Here is a 15,300-nt window from a genome sequence, read left to right as displayed (position 1 = left end):
GCCGGGCCCTCACCATGCCCAAGCACCGAAACCGCGTCCCCTACCCGAAAGCTGACGACCAGCGACGTCTCATCATCCCAACTGAAAAGCGGAGGCTAGAGCCGGTTCCTCCACCAGTTGTCCGGTAAAGGCGCTCTCCGTATAGACGACCCGCGGCGCCTCGTCAAAGGTCATGTGGATGGTCGTTCCGTTGAGGAAGGCTGCCGCACCTGCCTCGAAGGGGAGCACCTGCACCAGCAGGCGCCGACTGGTTCGAGCCACTCCTACCAGTGTCGTGAGCTGCTCAGCCATGACGTCGCAGTCGCCGACGCGGACCCGAAGCGCAGACTCGTGCAGGACGACCCACAACAACGGCGCCGTTGGGCTGTCGAGAAGAGCTTGTCGGTCCATGCGGGTGCGGACCAAGCGCTCCACCACCTCCTGGGCTTCGAAGCGCTGGGCAGCGCTCACCAAGGCCCGCGCGTACCCCTCTGTCTGCAACAGCCCCGGCACCAGCATCGGCGCGTACTCGCTGATCGTGCGCGCCTGTTGCTCAAGCTCCGCCGCGTCCGCGAAGTACTCCGCGTGCTTGGACTTACGCGCCAGGTGGCACAGGCGCTGGAAGTGCTCGCCCGACTCGAAGACCTCGTCCAGCAGCCTCGACACGTCCGGCTGGGGCAGCCGCTTCGCGGCCTCGAACTGGCCGATGTACGTGCCGGAGCAGAAGACCCGCTCCCCCAGCTGGTCCTGCGAGAAGCCGCCGGCCTCACGTTTGCGGCGCAGTTCGGAGCCGTAGAAGGTCCGCGGCGATGCGTACGGGTCGAGCTGGTTCTGGATGGTCATCGGCCGCGTCCCCTCGGTGTGCCCACGGGCATGCGCGTTCCCCGCGCCGCCACGTCCTCGTGCCGGGGCGAACGCCTGCCCGCAACGCTGTTGTTGGCGCGCACCCCCTACTGAGCGTAGCGCGATGCGGTCACGCTGTGAGCATGAACCGAAACACCCAACCCCGTCCGTCCGCCGACGCTGCCGCCGATCACGTCTCCTCCACCGAGTCGGCCATCGCGGCCAACCCACTGGCCACCGCGCTCGTCGCCGTGGACGAGCTCGCCGAGGTGCTGCACCGACTCGGCATCACGCTGCCGTCGCTCAGGCCGGACCTCGCCTCGTGCACCACGACCACGGCCCCGCGCCCGCTCATCGAGCTGGGACGGGTCAATCTCTACACCGCCGCGCTGCTGACCGCCGCCCTGCGCACCGCGCATACGGCGTCCACGGCAGCCGACGCGAACACCGGCCCGGAGGCGGGCGGCTCCGTGTGAGCGGGTGCCCCCCGCCGGTCCCGGTCGGCTCCGTCGCCGTGGACGGGCGGACCGGCCGGATCGGCGAGGTCATGGGCTTCGTGGGGCCGTACGTACAGCTACGGCCCCTCGGGGGCGGCCGGGAGTGGGACGCGACGCCGGAGGCGGTCCGTCCGGCGTCGCCCGAGGAGCGACTGCGCGCCGCGCTCTCCGTGATCAATGCCCGAAGCAGCCGCGGCCCGCTCCTCCCGCTGCCGCCTCCGCCGTCGGCTATGCCGCCTGGTCCTGCCCCGGGTCGTTGACCACCCATGCGTGGTTGAGGCGGATCCACTCCTCGCGGTCCTCGAGTGCGACCGTCGCGTCGTCCAGCCGTGGCGCGGCGGTCGGATCCGACAGCGGGCTGAGCAGCCACAGACCGCGTCCGCCGGCACTGCCGCTCCGCCGGGCCCGGTCCGCGATGCGTTGCAGGACACCCATGCCGCCGTAGCGGGCCATGACGGACCCGTCGTGCAGGAGAAGGGGCCTTGCGCCTGTACCCGGTCCCGGCCGGCGGGGGCCGACTCCGTCGCCGTCGTCAGCGGGCTCCGCCGCCAGTCGGCGCAGCAACTCCTTCTCGACGTCGCCCCAGGCTGCCGCCGTGTACTCGCCGAACTTCATCGCGTCGCGTGACCCCGGCTCTGCGTTGTCGGCCTCCAGGATGGTCTCCCAGGTCGGTCTGGGACGCGCCTCCACCAGGCGGCGCAGCGAGGTGAGGAACAGGACGCTGACGTCCACCGGCTCGGCCCGCCACTCGCGTCCCGGTTCGGTGAGGGTCTCCAGGGCCATGCGCTGATCGTCGTAGCGGACGGTCAGGAGCCGGAAGCCGGGACGCGTGGCCGATTCGACGAGCTGGGCGTTGGCCCGCAGGCGGAGCCGCTGCTCCGGATCCCGCACCGTCCAGTGGTCGGTGACGGGGGCCCCCGTGAGGCGGCGCCGGGTGACGGCCGAGGTGCGGTCCGCGGTGCTCTCGCCCCGCTCCGGCAGGAACACGCCTCTACGCGGCTTGCGGCGGGTCTGCCACGTGAGTGGGAAGCCCGCCTCGCGCAGCAGGTCGCCGAGAGGCTTGGGGGTGTCGGGCAGTCGGGTCGTCAGGTCGGGGAAGCGGGTGCGGACGCGCTCATGGACGGTTTCGATGGTCAGCCCGTCCTGCTCTGCCCAGGACTTGCCCGCGAGCGGAAGGAACAACCCCGCCTGGGTGAGGCGCAGGGCGCGCACCGGTTCAAGGCCGCGGCTGTAGATCTCCAAGCGTGGATTGACCGCTGCATCCTCGGAGGCGGCTGCCGCCAGGGTGACCATGCGCGCCTCGTCCAAGGAGATGTGGGTACCCGGTACGAGGTTGTGGAAGGCTGCGTCGGCGGCCACGATCTGTTCCAGCACGGTGGCTGGGCTTGCCAGTACGTCACGGGCGGCGAGCTGGTCGGCCGCCTTGCCGAGTCGGTCGGCGTAGTTGAGGAGCGCAGGGCCCGACGGGGTGTCCGGGGCATCGTTGCCCTCGTCGACCTCCAGGGCGAGCAGCATCCGGTTGGCACCGGCGTCGCCGTGCCGGCGGCTGCGCATCCGTCTGGGGGTGAGTGCCCAGTCGACCTCGTAGGCGGCGCGGGCGGCGGCGAAGCCGAGGGCGCGGCGGATTTCGGGGGCGCGCTGGGTGACACCGCGGCGGCCGACGAGGGCTTCGCCTAGTTCGGTGACGGAAGCGACTCGGCCGAGCGTCGCCAGTATTTCCACCGCCTCGTCGCGCAGCGCGACCAGGACGGGGTTCTTGGCCCAGCGCTTGCGCTGCGCGCCGAGGATCTGGGCGATGCGGCCCTCGGTGACCTGCTCGCTGGTGAGCGGGGCGACCGACTTGTTCAGTGGCCAGTCCGGCAACTGACTGGGGACCGGGCCACCCGTTTCATCGGGCAGGCGCAGCAGCAGTCGGACGGCTTCGATCTCGGTGGCGTTGCGGCCCTTGGGAGCGGGCTTCGGTACGAGGAGCGAGACGAGGGCGTCGAGGGTGACGCGGCGCAGGGCGCGGTCGTCGCCCTCCTCCCGGTCGGCAAGGGCCTCGGCGATCTCGTCGGCCGAGTCGGAGCGTTCGCCCGCGGACAGTGGGGACGGTTCGGGGGCGTCGAGAGCCAGTCGCCACTGCTTGATGCGGCGGTTGATCTCATCACGGGTTCGGTGGCCGAGGCCGGGCTGGTTGACCAGGCGGCGGGTGGAGTAGTCGAGGAGGTCGCCGACGGTGTTGAGGTCGAGACCGTTGAGGAACGACACCGCACGAGGGGTGAGACCTGCGACGAGCAGCCGGGTGTCGCGGTCGGCCTTTGCGGCGTCCGCGTCCAGGCGGGAGGCGTCGTCGGCCGTCTCGTCCGGGGGCAGGATGCCCACAGCCTGCCCGGTCTCGTCGGTGCCGTCCTCGGGGTGGCCACTGGAGCGGGCCGGGACGGGCTGGTCGGCGAGGGCGAACACGCGCTGCCAGGCACGCTGCATCTCGTGGAGGTCGGCGAAGCGCTTGCGGGCGTCACGGTGGAGCGCGGTGCGGAAGAAGTCCGTGAGGCCCTCGCGCACGGCGGAGTCGAAACCGTCCGAGGCGATCTTCGGGTAGGGCCACTGCTTCGGGTCGGTGTCCTGCGGCCGGACCGAGCCGTCCCCCCACTGGGGCAGTTCGCCGGAGGCCATCTCGTGGAGCGTCGCGGCCAGGGCGTAGCACTCGGCGTGGGCGTCGTAGCGGCCGCGGGTGATGTCCTTGTCGACGAACGGGTCGAGGTATCCCTCGGTGCCCGCCTTGGTGGCGCGGACGTCGATGCCGGCCAGGGAGAAGTCGAAGAGGACGAGCTGGCGGGTGTTGTTGGTCCGCACCCGGATGGCGATGTTGTCCGGCTTCAGGTCGCGGTGCCAGATGCCCTCGCCGTCGAGGAAGTCGACGGCCGCGAAGAGGTAGGTGGCGTAGGTCTCCAGCTGGTCGGTGAGGAGACGGCCCCGTTCGCGGAGCTGACGGGCGACGGTGGAGTCGCCGGCGTGGTCGAGGACGAGGACGGTGCGCGGGCCGATGCGGATCGGCTCGTCCACGGCGAGGTGGATGACCTTGGAGTCGTTGCGGAGCTTGGACAGGACGTCGGCCTCGCGGCGCAACGCCTCGGAGTACTTGTCGGCCCGGGCGATCTTGAGGACGACCTTGTTCTTGCCGTCCTTGTCCTCGCGGGTGAGGTCCTTGGCGAGCAGCGCACGGGAGGTGGAGCCCTGACCGAGGCTGCGAAGGATCTCGAAACGCCCCCCGCCGATGACATCGCCGGGTGCGGCGTCCAGCGGGTCGCCCTCCTCGACGGCGGCCGGCTCGGTGAGCGGCGCACCGACGGCGTGGGGGGCGAGGTCGAGGTCGACGGCGTCGAGCGACTCCAGGAACTCCGCGGCGGTGCGCGGGCGGAGAAGGGGGTTGTAGTTCGTCGCGTTCTGCACGAGCTCGTCGACGTAACCGGACAGGCCGTCGACGAGGGCCGAGGGGGTCAGGCCGTTGCCCTGTTGCAGTCGGGCGCCGAGTTCGGCCTGGCTCGGGGCCGGCGGTCGTCCGGTGAAGATCAGGTAGGCGAGGACACCGAGGCCGAACATGTCGAGGGCGACGGGGTCAGGGGTGCGGGCGGTCAGCTCGGGCGCAAGATACGGGTCGGCGGCCTCTGACACGTAGGCGGCCAGGCTGTGCGAGGGGACTATCTCGTGGCCGGTGCTCAGCGTGCCTCCGGAGCCGCCCTGGCCTCCTGTGGTGCGGGGCCGTCGCACAGCCGTCTGCCATTCGGCGAGCTGCAGGACGGGCCGCAGCCAGCGGTCCTCGTCGCTGCCGCCCCGGCGGCGCGGGCCGGGCAGGACGTGGACGGCCCGGGCGTGCAGGGCTCGGTGGTAGAGGCGGTGACGGTGTGCGTAGTGCACTGTCTCGGCAAGCTGGCGCAGCAGAGCAGAGCGGGCCTGGGCGTCGAGGCGGTCGCCGTACTGGAGGAGGTAGTCGTCCAGGCGCAGGGTCTGCGGGTCGTACTCGTAGAGCAGAGCGGGGCCCGCGCTGTGCCCGTTCTCGTCGAAGTTCTCCAAGGCGACGAGTCCGGGGTGGCCGAGGCCGTCGAGTGCCTTGGCCTCACGCTCGGCGGTGTGGCTGATCGACTGACGGGTCGGGAGGTCGGCGCCGCGCTCGCGCAGATAGATGCGTACGCGGCGGGTCCGGCGCAGCGACTCGTGGCGGCCCAGGTAGTCGGCCCAGTTCGGGCCGGTGTCGAACGGTGTGCGGTCGAGCTTGTAGGGGCCGAGGTGGTACTCCGCGTCGGAGCGGCCGATGCCGACGCTGTCGAGGATCTTGCCGAGCTGCCGGGAGAACTGCGGGTCGACCCCCCCGTGGAGATCGCGTGCCGGGCGCTTCAGCTCGCGGAGGATGTCGGGCAGGCCGGTGTGGCCTTCCTTCCCGAAGACGCCTGCGAGGTCGTTGGGCGCGAGGCGGACACGCAGGCCGGGATTGGTGAAGTAGACGATCTCCTGGACGTACGGGGCGGGGCGGCGGATGCCCGCCCGGTCCATCGCGTCTTTGATCAGCCCTTTGAGCTCCTTCGCCTTCTGGTTGGCGAGGTGGCGGGGGTTGCGGTGCACACGGGTGCGGCCGTCTGACAGCGTCTGCACCCAGCTGGAGCCGGACGAGGCGACCGTGCCCTGCCAGCTCTTCAGCTCGACCAGGTACAGCGCGGAGGGGGCGGCGACCAGCAGATCGACTTCGCGGACATGCCCGCTGTGCGCGGTGAAGGTGAAGTTCGACCAGGCGCGATAGGGCTCGTCGTCGGGCAGCAGCTCCTTGAGATGCAGCAGCCCGCTGCGCTCGTGCTGGAACTGCGACTCGGTGAGTGTGGTCCACCGGCCGTCTCGCATTGCCGCGATCGCCCCTCTCCTTGTTCAGGTCCTGTGGCTGCCTATCAGCCGACGTACCAGCGTATCGGCCACGACGGACACGTCGGCGGGCGGCTGCACGCTGCATTTACGCGTGCGTGGCAACAGATCACGTGTTGGCACTGTGCAGGCCGTTTGCCGCCGCGCCTGGCCTAGGGTTGGGCCCATGCCGCCGTACAAGCTCTCTGAGGTGACCGTCGAAGGGTATGCCTCCATCCGGTCCAGCACTCTGGAGCTGGGGGACGGTGTCACCGTGCTCGTGGGGGCCAACGGTGCGGGCAAGAGCAATGTCGTCGGGGCGCTGGAGCTGCTCGGCCGGATGGCGGACGGCGATCTTGCACTCGAGGTGGGGCTGCGGGGCGGGGCCCAGGCTCTGCAGTTCGCCGGGCCGGGTGCGGACAAGGGCATCCGGCTGAAGGTCAGCGCTTCTCCGTACCGCTATGAGGCACACCTGCTCCCAGCGGCGAACGACACGTTCGTCTTTGGCGAGGAGAAGGGCCACTTCAACGAGTGGGGCCACCCCCTGGTCGAGGACTTCGGGCGCGGCCACCGAGAGTCACTGCTGCGGGAGAAGGAAGAGGAACAGCTGTCCAGGCTGGCGGGCCCGGTGCGCTCCATCCTTGCGGGCTGCCGTGTCTTCCACTTCCAGGACACAGGGCGGGAAGCACCCGTCAAGCGTTTCAGCCACACCGCGGACAACGAGTCGCTGCGGCCGGACGCGGAGAACCTTGCGGCGTTTCTGCTGCGCATGCGCGAGGGAGAGCCAAGGGCATACCGGCGCATCGTCCGGGCTGTGAAGTCGGTCGCGCCGTTCTTCCGGGACTTCGTGCTGGCCGAGGAGCCAGGAGGAAGAATCCGGCTGCGCTGGACGCAGGAGGGCGTGGACGCGGTCTTCCCTGCCGAGGCACTGTCGGATGGCACGCTGCGGTACATCTGCCTGTGTGTCCTGCTCCTGCAACCCGATCCGCCGGCGCTCCTCACGCTCGACGAACCGGAGTTGGGACTGCATCCATTCGCGGTGGTCCAGCTGGCCGACATGCTGCGAGCGACCGCGGTACGGTGCCAGATCGTCATCGCCACGCAGTCTGTGACCCTTCTCAACCAGTTCTCACTCGACGATGTCGTGGTAGTGGAGCGGGAGGACGGGGCAAGCGTGCTCAGGCGACCGGAGCGTGAAGCCCTCCAGGAATGGCTGGAGGACTATTCGCTCGGTGAGTTGTGGGAGAAGAACGTCCTCGGTGGCCGCCCCTCGCCGGAGCTCCCCTTTCGGAGCCGCCCGGCATGATCACAGTGGGGGTGCTGTGCGAGGGGCAGACCGAAGAGAACATGGTCAACGACTTCCTTGGCCCTGAGCTCTTCCAGTTCGGCATCAGTTTGGTGCCCACGATTCTTCTGACCAGGACCGCTGCCGGGGGGACGACCGGGCGTGGCGGGGTCAGTAAATGGTCCAAGATCGAAAAGGACCTCCGAAACCGCCTCAACAGCAGCCCTCACTGGGCTGCAGTCACCACTCTGCTCGACTACTACGGCTTACCTCAGGACACTCCCGGCATGGCCGACCGCCCCGCCACGACGGCACGGGCCAAGGTCGAGCATGTGGAACGCCGGATCGCCGAGCACATCGGCCATCCCCGTTTCATCCCGTATCTGGCCCTGCATGAGACGGAGGCCTGGGTTTTCGCAGCTGCGGAACAGTTGGCCTACTGGACAGAGGACCCGGCACTCGGGCAGAAGGTGCAAGGCGTCGCCGATGCTCTCGGGGGGCCGGAACAGGTCAACGAGAAGCCTGAAACAGCACCGTCCAAAAGGCTGTTGAAGCTCTACCCCGAATACATAAAGACGTTTCACGGACCGGCCGCGGTGACGGACCTCGGGCTGGCTGACCTGCGAGCGTCTTGTCCGCATTTCAGCACCTGGATCGAAAAATTGACCAATTTGACTACTATGTGACGTGCATCGAAACCAGCGGTTGACCGCGCGTAGTCCCATGGCCAAGGATCGCGGCCCATGAAGCGGAACTCGTCCGGCCGGATACTGGTCCACGCCCGCAACGCGGCGATGACGCTCGTCGCCCTGCTGCTGCTGATCGCGGGCGTGTGGGCGTCGTGGGGCACCGCGCAGCACATCCTGCTGTCCAAGGGCCGTGAGCACGGCACGCTCGCCGTCTCGCGCTGCGACGAGGACGTCTGCACGGGTGCGTACGCGCCGCGGGCTCCGGCGCCCGAGCGTGCGAAGGTGACGATCGAGAGGTCGGTCGCGGTGAAGAAGGGCACGACGCTGGCCGTCGTGCTGAAGCCGGGGACCACCGAGGCGGTGCGTACGGGACCGGGGGGCGGTCTGTACGCCTGGGTGCCGCTGGGCGGGGCGCTGCTGCTGGCGGCCCCGGTGCTCGGCGGCGGGCTGCGGCTGACGCGGACCGCCTGGGGTGCGGCAGGTGCGGGCGGCGCACTGCTGCTGGCGTCGTTCCTGGCGCTGTGAGCGGCCAATCTTCTTACCGGACGGGCGCATTCACCTTATCGTTATCAGGGACTATCGGGATGAGTCGGCACCCTTGTTACAGAAGCGGCGCGCGAGGCTTGACCTGCCCTCCCGTTCATGATGACGCTTAGCCGCCCCCCACGGCTTCCTCCCTCTCACCCATGGACTCCCCTATGCGCATTCTTCGTTCCACCGGCGCCGTGGTAGCCGCAGCGGCGCTTTCGCTGACGGCCGCTCCCGCCGCCTTCGCGACCAACGGCGACAACGGCAACGTGAAGATTCACGATGCCGTGACCGGTGAGTTCGACCAGCGGAACGTGCCGAAGGTCTGCACTTTCTACCTCGACGGCTTCAAGTTCGACGACGCTCAGAAGGTCGACTGGCACATCGAGGCCTGGGCGAAGAACGAACTCGAAAAGGGCGAGGTCGTGAAGTCCGGATCGCTCACCCTCGACGGCTCCGGCCACGAGCGCACCGAGGTCATGACTCTGGCCGACGGCCAGTACAAACTGTTCTGGAACTTCGACGGCGAGAACGGCCGCGCCAAGCACAAGGTCTTCAAGGTCGACTGCCCGGACGCCGAGACTCCGGGTGGCGACAAGCCGGGTGACGACAAGCCGGGTGACAAGCCGGGTGACGACAAGCCGGGCGACGACGGCGACAAGTCCGGTGAGGACGCCGGCAGCACGCCGTCCGCCCCGGCGGAGTCGGGCGACGCCACGGACCCGGCGGCTTCGGAGAGCCCCGCGGCCGACGTCGCGGGCGACCTGGCCGAGACCGGCAACGGCGCGCCGATCGGCGTGCTCGCCGCGGTCGCGGCCGCGCTGGTCGCCGGTGGCGGCTACCTGGTGGCGCGGCGCCGTACGGCCCGTCAGCACTGACGCACCGATGAACGGCAGTGCCCCCCACCTTCGCTGAAGGTGGGGGGCACTGCCGCGTCGCCGTGGTTCAGCCGGTGTTGCGCAGTCCGGCGGCCACTCCGTTGACGGTGAGCAGCAGGGCGCGGGACAGCAGCGGGTCCGGCTCCTCGCCGCGTGCGGCGGTGTCGCGCTGGCGCTTGAGCAGCGCGACCTGGAGGTAGGAGATCGGGTCCAGGTAGGCGTCGCGGATGGCGAACGTCTGCTGGAGCACCGGGTTGGAGCCGAGCAGTTCTTCGTGCCCGGTCACCTTCAGCACCTCGCTGACGGTGAGGGCGTGTTCGGCCTCGATGGTCTCGAAGACGTGCTTCAGATGACCGGGCACCAGGGTGTCGACGTAGTGGCGGGCGATCCGCAGGTCCGTCTTGGCCAGCGTCATCTCGACGTTGTCGAGGAAGTTGCGGAAGAAGTGCCACCGCTCGTGCATCTCGGTCAGGACGGTGTCGAGACCCGCTTCGCGCAGCGCCCTGAGACCGGAGCCGACGCCGAACCAGCCGGGCACGATCTGCCGTGACTGGGTCCAGCCGAACACCCACGGGATGGCCCGCAGTCCGTCGAGCGAGACGCCCGAGCCGGGGCGGCGGGAGGGCCGCGAGCCGAGGTGGAGCTCGGCGAGCTGGTCGACGGGGGTGGAGGCGAGGAAGTACGCCGGCAGGTCCGGGTCCTCGACCAGTCTGCGGTACGCGGCGTGCGCGGCGTCGGAGACGGTGTCCATGGCCGCGTCCCAGCGGGCGAGCGACTCGTCGGACTGGCGCGGCGCGGTGTGCAGGGCGGAGGCCTGGAGCGTGGCGGCGACCGTCAGCTCGAGGTTCTCCCTGGCCAGGGACGGGATCAGATACTTGTCGGAGATGACCTCACCCTGCTCGGTCACCTTGATCTCGCCCTCGAGGGTGCCCCAGGGCTGGGCGAGGATCGCGTCGTGCGAGGGGCCGCCGCCGCGGCCGACGGTTCCGCCGCGGCCGTGGAAGAGCCGCAGACGGACGCCGTAGCGGTGGGCCACGTCGCGCAGCCTGCGCTGGGCGCGGTGGATCTCCCACTGGCTGGTGGTGATGCCGCCGAACTTGGAGGAGTCCGAGTAGCCGAGCATGACCTCCTGGACGTCGCCGCGGAGCGAGACGAGCCGGCGGTAGGAGGGGTCGGCGAGCATGTCGTCGAGGATGACGTCGGCGGCCTTGAGCTCGTCGGTGGTCTCCAGCAGCGGCACGATGCCGATCTTGGCCCAGCCGGCGTGCAGGTCGACGAGGCCGGCCTCGCGGGCGAGGACGGCGGCGGCGAAGACGTCGTCGGCGCCCTGGCACATCGAGATGATGTACGACTCGATGACCTCGGGCCCGAACCGTTCGAAGGCTTCCTTGACGGTGTGGAAGACGCCGAGGGTCTTCTCGCCCGCGGCGTCCAGCGGGGCCGGGGTCGGGGCGAGCGGGCGGCGGGAGCGGAGCTCCTTGGCGAGCAGCTTCTGCCGGTAGTCGCGCGGCATGTCGGCGTACCGCCAGGACTCCTCGCCGAGCCGGTCGAAGAGCTGGCCGAGTGCGTGGTGGTGGGCGTCGGCGTGCTCGCGTACGTCCATGGTGGCGAGCTGGAGGCCGAAGGCGGACAGGGTGCGGATGACGCGGTCCATCCGGCCGTCGGCGAACAGGCCGCCGCGGTGGGCGCGCAGCGAGGTCTGGACGAGGGTGAGGTCGGCGATGAGCTCGGCGGTGCCGAGGTAGTCGCGGCCTTCCTCGTGCGGGGTGCCCTTGGCGAGGCGTTCGCGGGTGTTGACCAGCTTCTGGCGGATGCAGGTGGCCTTGAGCCGGTAGGGCTCCTCCGCGTTGAGGCGCTTGTAGCGGGGGCTGATCTCGGGCAGCCGCTCCAGGTCGGTCTGGAGGGAGGCGAGCAGTTCCTCGGTGGCCCCGGCGTAGCGGATCGAGTTCGACAGCAGGCCGCGGAGGTAGTCGATGACCTCGATGGCGTCGGTGATGCCGTGCTCGTGCTGGAGGATCAGCACGTCCCAGGTGACGGCGGGGGTGACGTTCGGGTTGCCGTCGCGGTCGCCGCCGATCCAGGTGCCGAAGGTGAGCGGCCGGGTGCCCGGGGGCAGCTCGACGCCGACGCGCTCGAGCTCGGCGGCGAGGTCCTCGAGGACGTCGCCGACGGCGCCGGTGTGCAGCTCGTCGAGGTAGTAGATCGCGTTGCGGGCCTCGTCGGCGGGCTCCGGGCGGACGACGCGCAGTTCGTCGGTCTGCCAGATGAGGTCGATGTGCTCGGCGAGCCGCAGGTCGTGGCGGCGGCGGTCGGCCGCGAGGCCCGGGTTCTCCAGCAGTTCGGCGATGCGGCGCAGCTTGTTGAGCACGGAGCGGCGGGCCGCTTCGGTGGGGTGGGCGGTGAAGACGGGCCGTACGTTCAGGTTCTTCACGGTCTCGCGCAGGTGCTGCGGGTCCGCGTCCTTGAGCCGGTCGGCGGTGCGGGCCAGCAGGCCGCCCTCGGCGGCGCGCTTCTCGCGCATCTCGTGGCCGCGGTGCACCTGCTCGGTGACGTTGGCGAGGTGGAAGTAGGTGGAGAAGGCGCGGACCAGCTTGGCCGCGGTCTCCAGGTCGGTGTCGCCCAGCAGCTCTGCTGCTGCGGCACCGTCGGTGCGTGTCAGCGCGCGGACCCGCTCGACGAGGTCGAGGAGTTCGGGACCTTCCTGGCGGACGAGGGTCTCGCCGAGAAGATCGCCCAGTCGGCGGATGTCGGCGCGCAGTTCTGCACTGGCGGTGGGTGTCTGGTCGGCACTGCTCACAGGTGCGGCTCCTTGCAGTGTTTGAGCACGTCTGGAGGGGTACTGGAGGCTTGCGGACCGCGCTGTCCGACGTCACCCAGGATAGGTGTCCATTTCCTCCGCGTGGTCCGCAGGTCTCTTGCCGCGCCGCCGGGCACTGCCATACTTACGATGCCGTAGGTTACGCACCCGTAGCCAGGCGCCCGTCCCCTCTCTCCCCACCCCCAGGGAAGCCACATGACCACAAGTCCCGATCTGCTGGACGATGCCCCGAAGACCCCTGACCCCGACGTCGCCTACGCGACCCTCAGTGGTGACAGCAAGCGGTCGATCGAGCAGATCGCCCTGCTGCTGTTCATCACGGTCCCGTTCCTGGCCGTTCTCGCGGCGGTGCCGCTGGCCTGGGGATGGGGGGTGAGCTGGCTGGACCTCGGACTGCTGGTGGCGATGTACTACATCGGCTGCCACGGCATCACGATCGGTTTCCACCGGTACTTCACGCACGGTTCCTTCAAGGCCAGGCGGCCGCTGCGCATCGCACTGGCGATCATGGGCTCCCTCGCGGTCGAGGGGCCGCTGGTGCGCTGGGTGGCCGACCACCGCAAGCACCACAAGTTCTCCGACGCGGAGGGCGACCCGCATTCGCCGTGGCGGTTCGGCGAGAGCGTGCCCGCGCTGATGAAGGGCCTGTGGTGGGCCCACATCGGGTGGATGTTCGACGAGGAGCGGACGCCGCAGCACAAGTACGCCCCGGATCTGATCAAGGACCCGGCGCTCCGCCGGATCTCGCGCGACTTCATCTACTGGACGGCGCTCTCGCTGGCGATCCCCCCGCTGGTCGGCGGGCTGGTGACGATGTCGTGGTGGGGCGCGTTCACCGCGTTCTTCTGGGGCTCGCTGGTCCGGGTGGCGCTGCTGCACCATGTGACCTGGTCGATCAACTCGATCTGCCACGCGGTGGGCAAGCGCCCCTTCAAGTCGCGCGACCGCTCGGGCAACGTGTGGTGGCTGGCGGTCCTGTCGTGCGGCGAGTCGTGGCACAACCTGCACCACGCCGAGCCGACGAGCGCCCGGCACGGTGTGCTGCGCGGGCAGCTCGACTCCAGCGCGCGGCTGATCCGCTGGTTCGAGAAGGCCGGCTGGGCGTACGACGTGCGCTGGCCGCAGCAGTCCCGCATCGACGCCCGGCGCACCGGCTCCGAGGCCGATGAAACCCGCCGCGAGGATGATGCCGCGAAGACGGCATGATTGACGTCGTGGCGAGTGACGGAAGTATCGGCAGTCCGGACAAGACCAGGGTGCCCGGCGGCAGGCGTGCCCGCCGCGTCCGCATGACGGGCGCCGAGCGCCGTGAGCAGCTGTTGGACATCGGCCGTGCGCTGTTCGCGGAGAAGGGCTTCGAGGGCACGTCCGTCGAGGAGATCGCCGCCAAGGCGGGCGTCTCCAAGCCGGTCGTGTACGAGCACTTCGGCGGCAAGGAGGGGCTGTACGCGGTCGTCGTGGACCGTGAGATGCGCCAGCTGCTCGACATGGTGACGGGGGCGCTGACCGCCGGTCATCCGCGTGAGCTGCTGGAGCAGGCGGCCTTCGCCCTGCTGGACTACATCGAGACGTACACGGACGGTTTCCGCATCCTGGTGCGTGATTCGCCGGTCGCCCAGTCGACGGGCACGTTCGCGTCCCTGATCAGCGACATCGCCACTCAGGTCGAGGACATCCTGGGCATGGAGTTCAAGAACCGGGGCTTCGATCCGAAGCTGGCTCCGCTGTACGCGCAGGCGCTGGTCGGGATGGTGGCGCTGACGGGCCAGTGGTGGCTGGACGCGCGCCGTCCGAAGAAGGCGGAGGTCGCGGCGCATCTGGTGAATCTGGCCTGGCACGGGCTGGACGGTCTGGAGCAGAAGCCGCGGCTCATAGGGCACCGCAAGAGCTAGGGTCTCTCCCGGCGCGAGCAAGCGCCGGCACCGGAGAACGCAAGGGCGCCCCGCAGGCCGCGGGGCGCTTTTCCGTTGCCACCGGTCCGCTGTCACCGGCGCGGCGTCACGACACCTTGCGCGCGACGGCGAAGATCCGCCGGAAGGGGAACACCGTGCCGTGCGGGCCCGGCGGGTACGCCTTGCGGAGCAGGTCCCGGTACTGGCCGAGGAACTCCGCCCGGGCCTCCGGGTCGTCGGCGAGTTCGGTGAGCACGGGCCGCAGGGCCGTGCCCTTGACCCATTCCAGTACGGGGTCCTCGCCGCCGAGGAGCTGGAAGTAGGTCGTCTCCCAGGCGTCGGCGTCGCAGCCGAGGTCGGCGAGGCGGCACAGGTAGTCGGCGGGCTCCAGGATGTGGACGTAGCGCCGGCCGTGGTCGCCGAGGCGGGCGCGCCACCGGGGGGTCTCGCACAGTTCGCCGAGGAGCGCGTGGCTGGGGGCGGTGAAGTTGCCGGGGACCTGGAAGGCGAGGGTGCCGCCGGGGGCGAGTCCGTCGATCCAGACGGGGAACGACTCGGGGTGGTTGGGCACCCATTGGAGGGCTGCGTTGGACACGATCAGGTCGTACGGCTCCTCCGGGGTCCAGTGCGCGGCGTCGGCGGGCCGGAAGTCGAGCAGGCCGCCGCCCGCGGTGGTGCCGGCGTACGCCTTCTCGGCCTGGGCGAGCATCTGGGGCGAGAGGTCGAAGCCGGTGATGCGGGCGTCGGGCCAGCGGTCGGCGAGCAGGGCGGTGACATTGCCGGGACCGCAGCCGAGGTCGGCGATCCGGGCGGGGCGGCTGCCGGAGGGCAGCGTGGGTATACGGGCGAGCATGTCCAGGAAGGGACGGGTGCGGTGCCCGGCGTGGCGCAGGTACTGCTCTGGGTCCCAAGTGGGTGCGGAATACATGTTCGAGTCCCCCTCGCAGGAACGGAAGTCCGAAACGGAACGTGCTCCGGGGCCGACCATGCCCAATAGTCCAGCCGACTATATCTTGACATCA

General features: G+C 69.9%; 12 protein-coding genes. 8 read left to right on the top strand and 4 right to left on the bottom strand.

The annotated features are described in order from the left end of the window. Positions 1 to 72: 72 nt before the first annotated feature. Positions 73 to 822: a helix-turn-helix transcriptional regulator gene (locus tag ACFYOP_RS07840; RefSeq protein ID WP_356896515.1), complete on the bottom strand. Its 750-nt coding sequence runs from the start codon at positions 820 to 822 to the stop codon at positions 73 to 75. A 143-nt stretch (positions 823 to 965) separates the two neighbouring features. On the opposite strand from ACFYOP_RS07840, the gene ACFYOP_RS07835 reads away from it, so the two are divergent. After that, entirely contained in the window at positions 966 to 1,298 is a 333-nt protein-coding gene (locus ACFYOP_RS07835; protein WP_356896513.1) for a hypothetical protein, read from the top strand. Between the two features lie 71 nt (positions 1,299 to 1,369). Next, positions 1,370 to 1,579: a hypothetical protein gene (locus tag ACFYOP_RS07830; protein ID WP_356896537.1), complete on the top strand. Its 210-nt coding sequence runs from the start codon at positions 1,370 to 1,372 to the stop codon at positions 1,577 to 1,579. On the opposite strand, the gene pglW is transcribed toward ACFYOP_RS07830, so the two are convergent. Beyond that, entirely contained in the window at positions 1,548 to 6,191 is a 4,644-nt protein-coding gene (pglW, locus tag ACFYOP_RS07825; RefSeq protein ID WP_356896511.1) for a BREX system serine/threonine kinase PglW, read from the bottom strand. The two genes, ACFYOP_RS07830 and pglW, sit on opposite strands and share 32 nt — an antisense overlap. Positions 6,192 to 6,375: 184 nt before the next feature. Between pglW and ACFYOP_RS07820 the strand changes: the two genes are divergently transcribed. The 4 genes from ACFYOP_RS07820 (at position 6,376) to ACFYOP_RS07805 (ending at position 9,568) form a co-directional block, all read left to right on the top strand. Continuing rightward, positions 6,376 to 7,494, top strand: coding sequence for an AAA family ATPase (locus ACFYOP_RS07820; protein ID WP_356896509.1), 1,119 nt, complete (start codon positions 6,376 to 6,378; stop codon positions 7,492 to 7,494). Further along, the gene (locus tag ACFYOP_RS07815; RefSeq protein ID WP_356896507.1) at positions 7,491 to 8,159 is read left to right on the top strand and encodes a DUF4276 family protein; all 669 of its coding nucleotides are present in this window, start codon (positions 7,491 to 7,493) and stop codon (positions 8,157 to 8,159) included. The genes ACFYOP_RS07820 and ACFYOP_RS07815 overlap by 4 nt, the downstream gene beginning before the upstream one ends. A gap of 57 nt (positions 8,160 to 8,216) precedes the next feature. Continuing rightward, positions 8,217 to 8,687, top strand: a complete 471-nt coding sequence (locus ACFYOP_RS07810) for a hypothetical protein (RefSeq protein ID WP_356896505.1) — start codon at positions 8,217 to 8,219, stop codon at positions 8,685 to 8,687. Positions 8,688 to 8,860: 173 nt separating this feature from the next. Continuing rightward, positions 8,861 to 9,568, top strand: a complete 708-nt coding sequence (locus tag ACFYOP_RS07805) for an LPXTG cell wall anchor domain-containing protein (RefSeq protein ID WP_356896503.1) — start codon at positions 8,861 to 8,863, stop codon at positions 9,566 to 9,568. A gap of 67 nt (positions 9,569 to 9,635) precedes the next feature. On the opposite strand, the gene ppc is transcribed toward ACFYOP_RS07805, so the two are convergent. Next, positions 9,636 to 12,365 carry a phosphoenolpyruvate carboxylase gene (ppc, locus tag ACFYOP_RS07800; RefSeq protein ID WP_356896501.1) on the bottom strand — a complete coding sequence of 910 codons (2,730 nt, stop codon included), beginning with the start codon at positions 12,363 to 12,365 and terminating at the stop codon, positions 9,636 to 9,638. 216 nt (positions 12,366 to 12,581) lie between these two features. Between ppc and ACFYOP_RS07795 the strand changes: the two genes are divergently transcribed. Both ACFYOP_RS07795 and ACFYOP_RS07790 read left to right on the top strand, forming a co-directional pair. Then, positions 12,582 to 13,592 (top strand): fatty acid desaturase, encoded by a 1,011-nt coding sequence (locus ACFYOP_RS07795; RefSeq protein WP_356896499.1) that lies wholly within the window; start codon positions 12,582 to 12,584, stop codon positions 13,590 to 13,592. Next, entirely contained in the window at positions 13,589 to 14,278 is a 690-nt protein-coding gene (locus tag ACFYOP_RS07790) for a TetR/AcrR family transcriptional regulator (protein WP_356896497.1), read from the top strand. Before ACFYOP_RS07795 ends, ACFYOP_RS07790 begins: the two co-directional genes overlap by 4 nt. A 106-nt stretch (positions 14,279 to 14,384) precedes the next feature. On the opposite strand, the gene ACFYOP_RS07785 is transcribed toward ACFYOP_RS07790, so the two are convergent. Then, positions 14,385 to 15,206 carry a trans-aconitate 2-methyltransferase gene (locus ACFYOP_RS07785; RefSeq protein WP_356896495.1) on the bottom strand — a complete coding sequence of 274 codons (822 nt, stop codon included), beginning with the start codon at positions 15,204 to 15,206 and terminating at the stop codon, positions 14,385 to 14,387. Between the last annotated feature and the right edge of the window lie 94 nt (positions 15,207 to 15,300).

Origin of the sequence: Streptomyces sp. NPDC006294, from assembly GCF_042870895.1 — a bacterium.
Taxonomy (GTDB): domain Bacteria; phylum Actinomycetota; class Actinomycetes; order Streptomycetales; family Streptomycetaceae; genus Streptomyces.
Note: the sequence above shows the minus strand (reverse complement) of the source record. Positions and strands in the feature narration are given on the sequence as shown.

Excerpts from the sequence above, each read along its gene's own strand:
- pglW (WP_356896511.1), bottom strand. The coding sequence starts at position 6,191 with ATGCGAGACGGCCGGTGGACCACACTCACCGAGTCGCAGTTCCAGCAC.
- ACFYOP_RS07790 (WP_356896497.1), top strand. The coding sequence starts at position 13,589 with ATGATTGACGTCGTGGCGAGTGACGGAAGTATCGGCAGTCCGGACAAG.
- ACFYOP_RS07815 (WP_356896507.1), top strand. The coding sequence starts at position 7,491 with ATGATCACAGTGGGGGTGCTGTGCGAGGGGCAGACCGAAGAGAACATG.
- ACFYOP_RS07830 (WP_356896537.1), top strand. The coding sequence starts at position 1,370 with ATGGGCTTCGTGGGGCCGTACGTACAGCTACGGCCCCTCGGGGGCGGC.
- ACFYOP_RS07820 (WP_356896509.1), top strand. The coding sequence starts at position 6,376 with ATGCCGCCGTACAAGCTCTCTGAGGTGACCGTCGAAGGGTATGCCTCC.
- ACFYOP_RS07785 (WP_356896495.1), bottom strand. The coding sequence starts at position 15,206 with ATGTATTCCGCACCCACTTGGGACCCAGAGCAGTACCTGCGCCACGCC.
- ACFYOP_RS07795 (WP_356896499.1), top strand. The coding sequence starts at position 12,582 with ATGACCACAAGTCCCGATCTGCTGGACGATGCCCCGAAGACCCCTGAC.
- ACFYOP_RS07805 (WP_356896503.1), top strand. The coding sequence starts at position 8,861 with ATGCGCATTCTTCGTTCCACCGGCGCCGTGGTAGCCGCAGCGGCGCTT.
- ACFYOP_RS07840 (WP_356896515.1), bottom strand. The coding sequence starts at position 822 with ATGACCATCCAGAACCAGCTCGACCCGTACGCATCGCCGCGGACCTTC.
- ACFYOP_RS07835 (WP_356896513.1), top strand. The coding sequence starts at position 966 with ATGAACCGAAACACCCAACCCCGTCCGTCCGCCGACGCTGCCGCCGAT.
- ACFYOP_RS07810 (WP_356896505.1), top strand. The coding sequence starts at position 8,217 with ATGAAGCGGAACTCGTCCGGCCGGATACTGGTCCACGCCCGCAACGCG.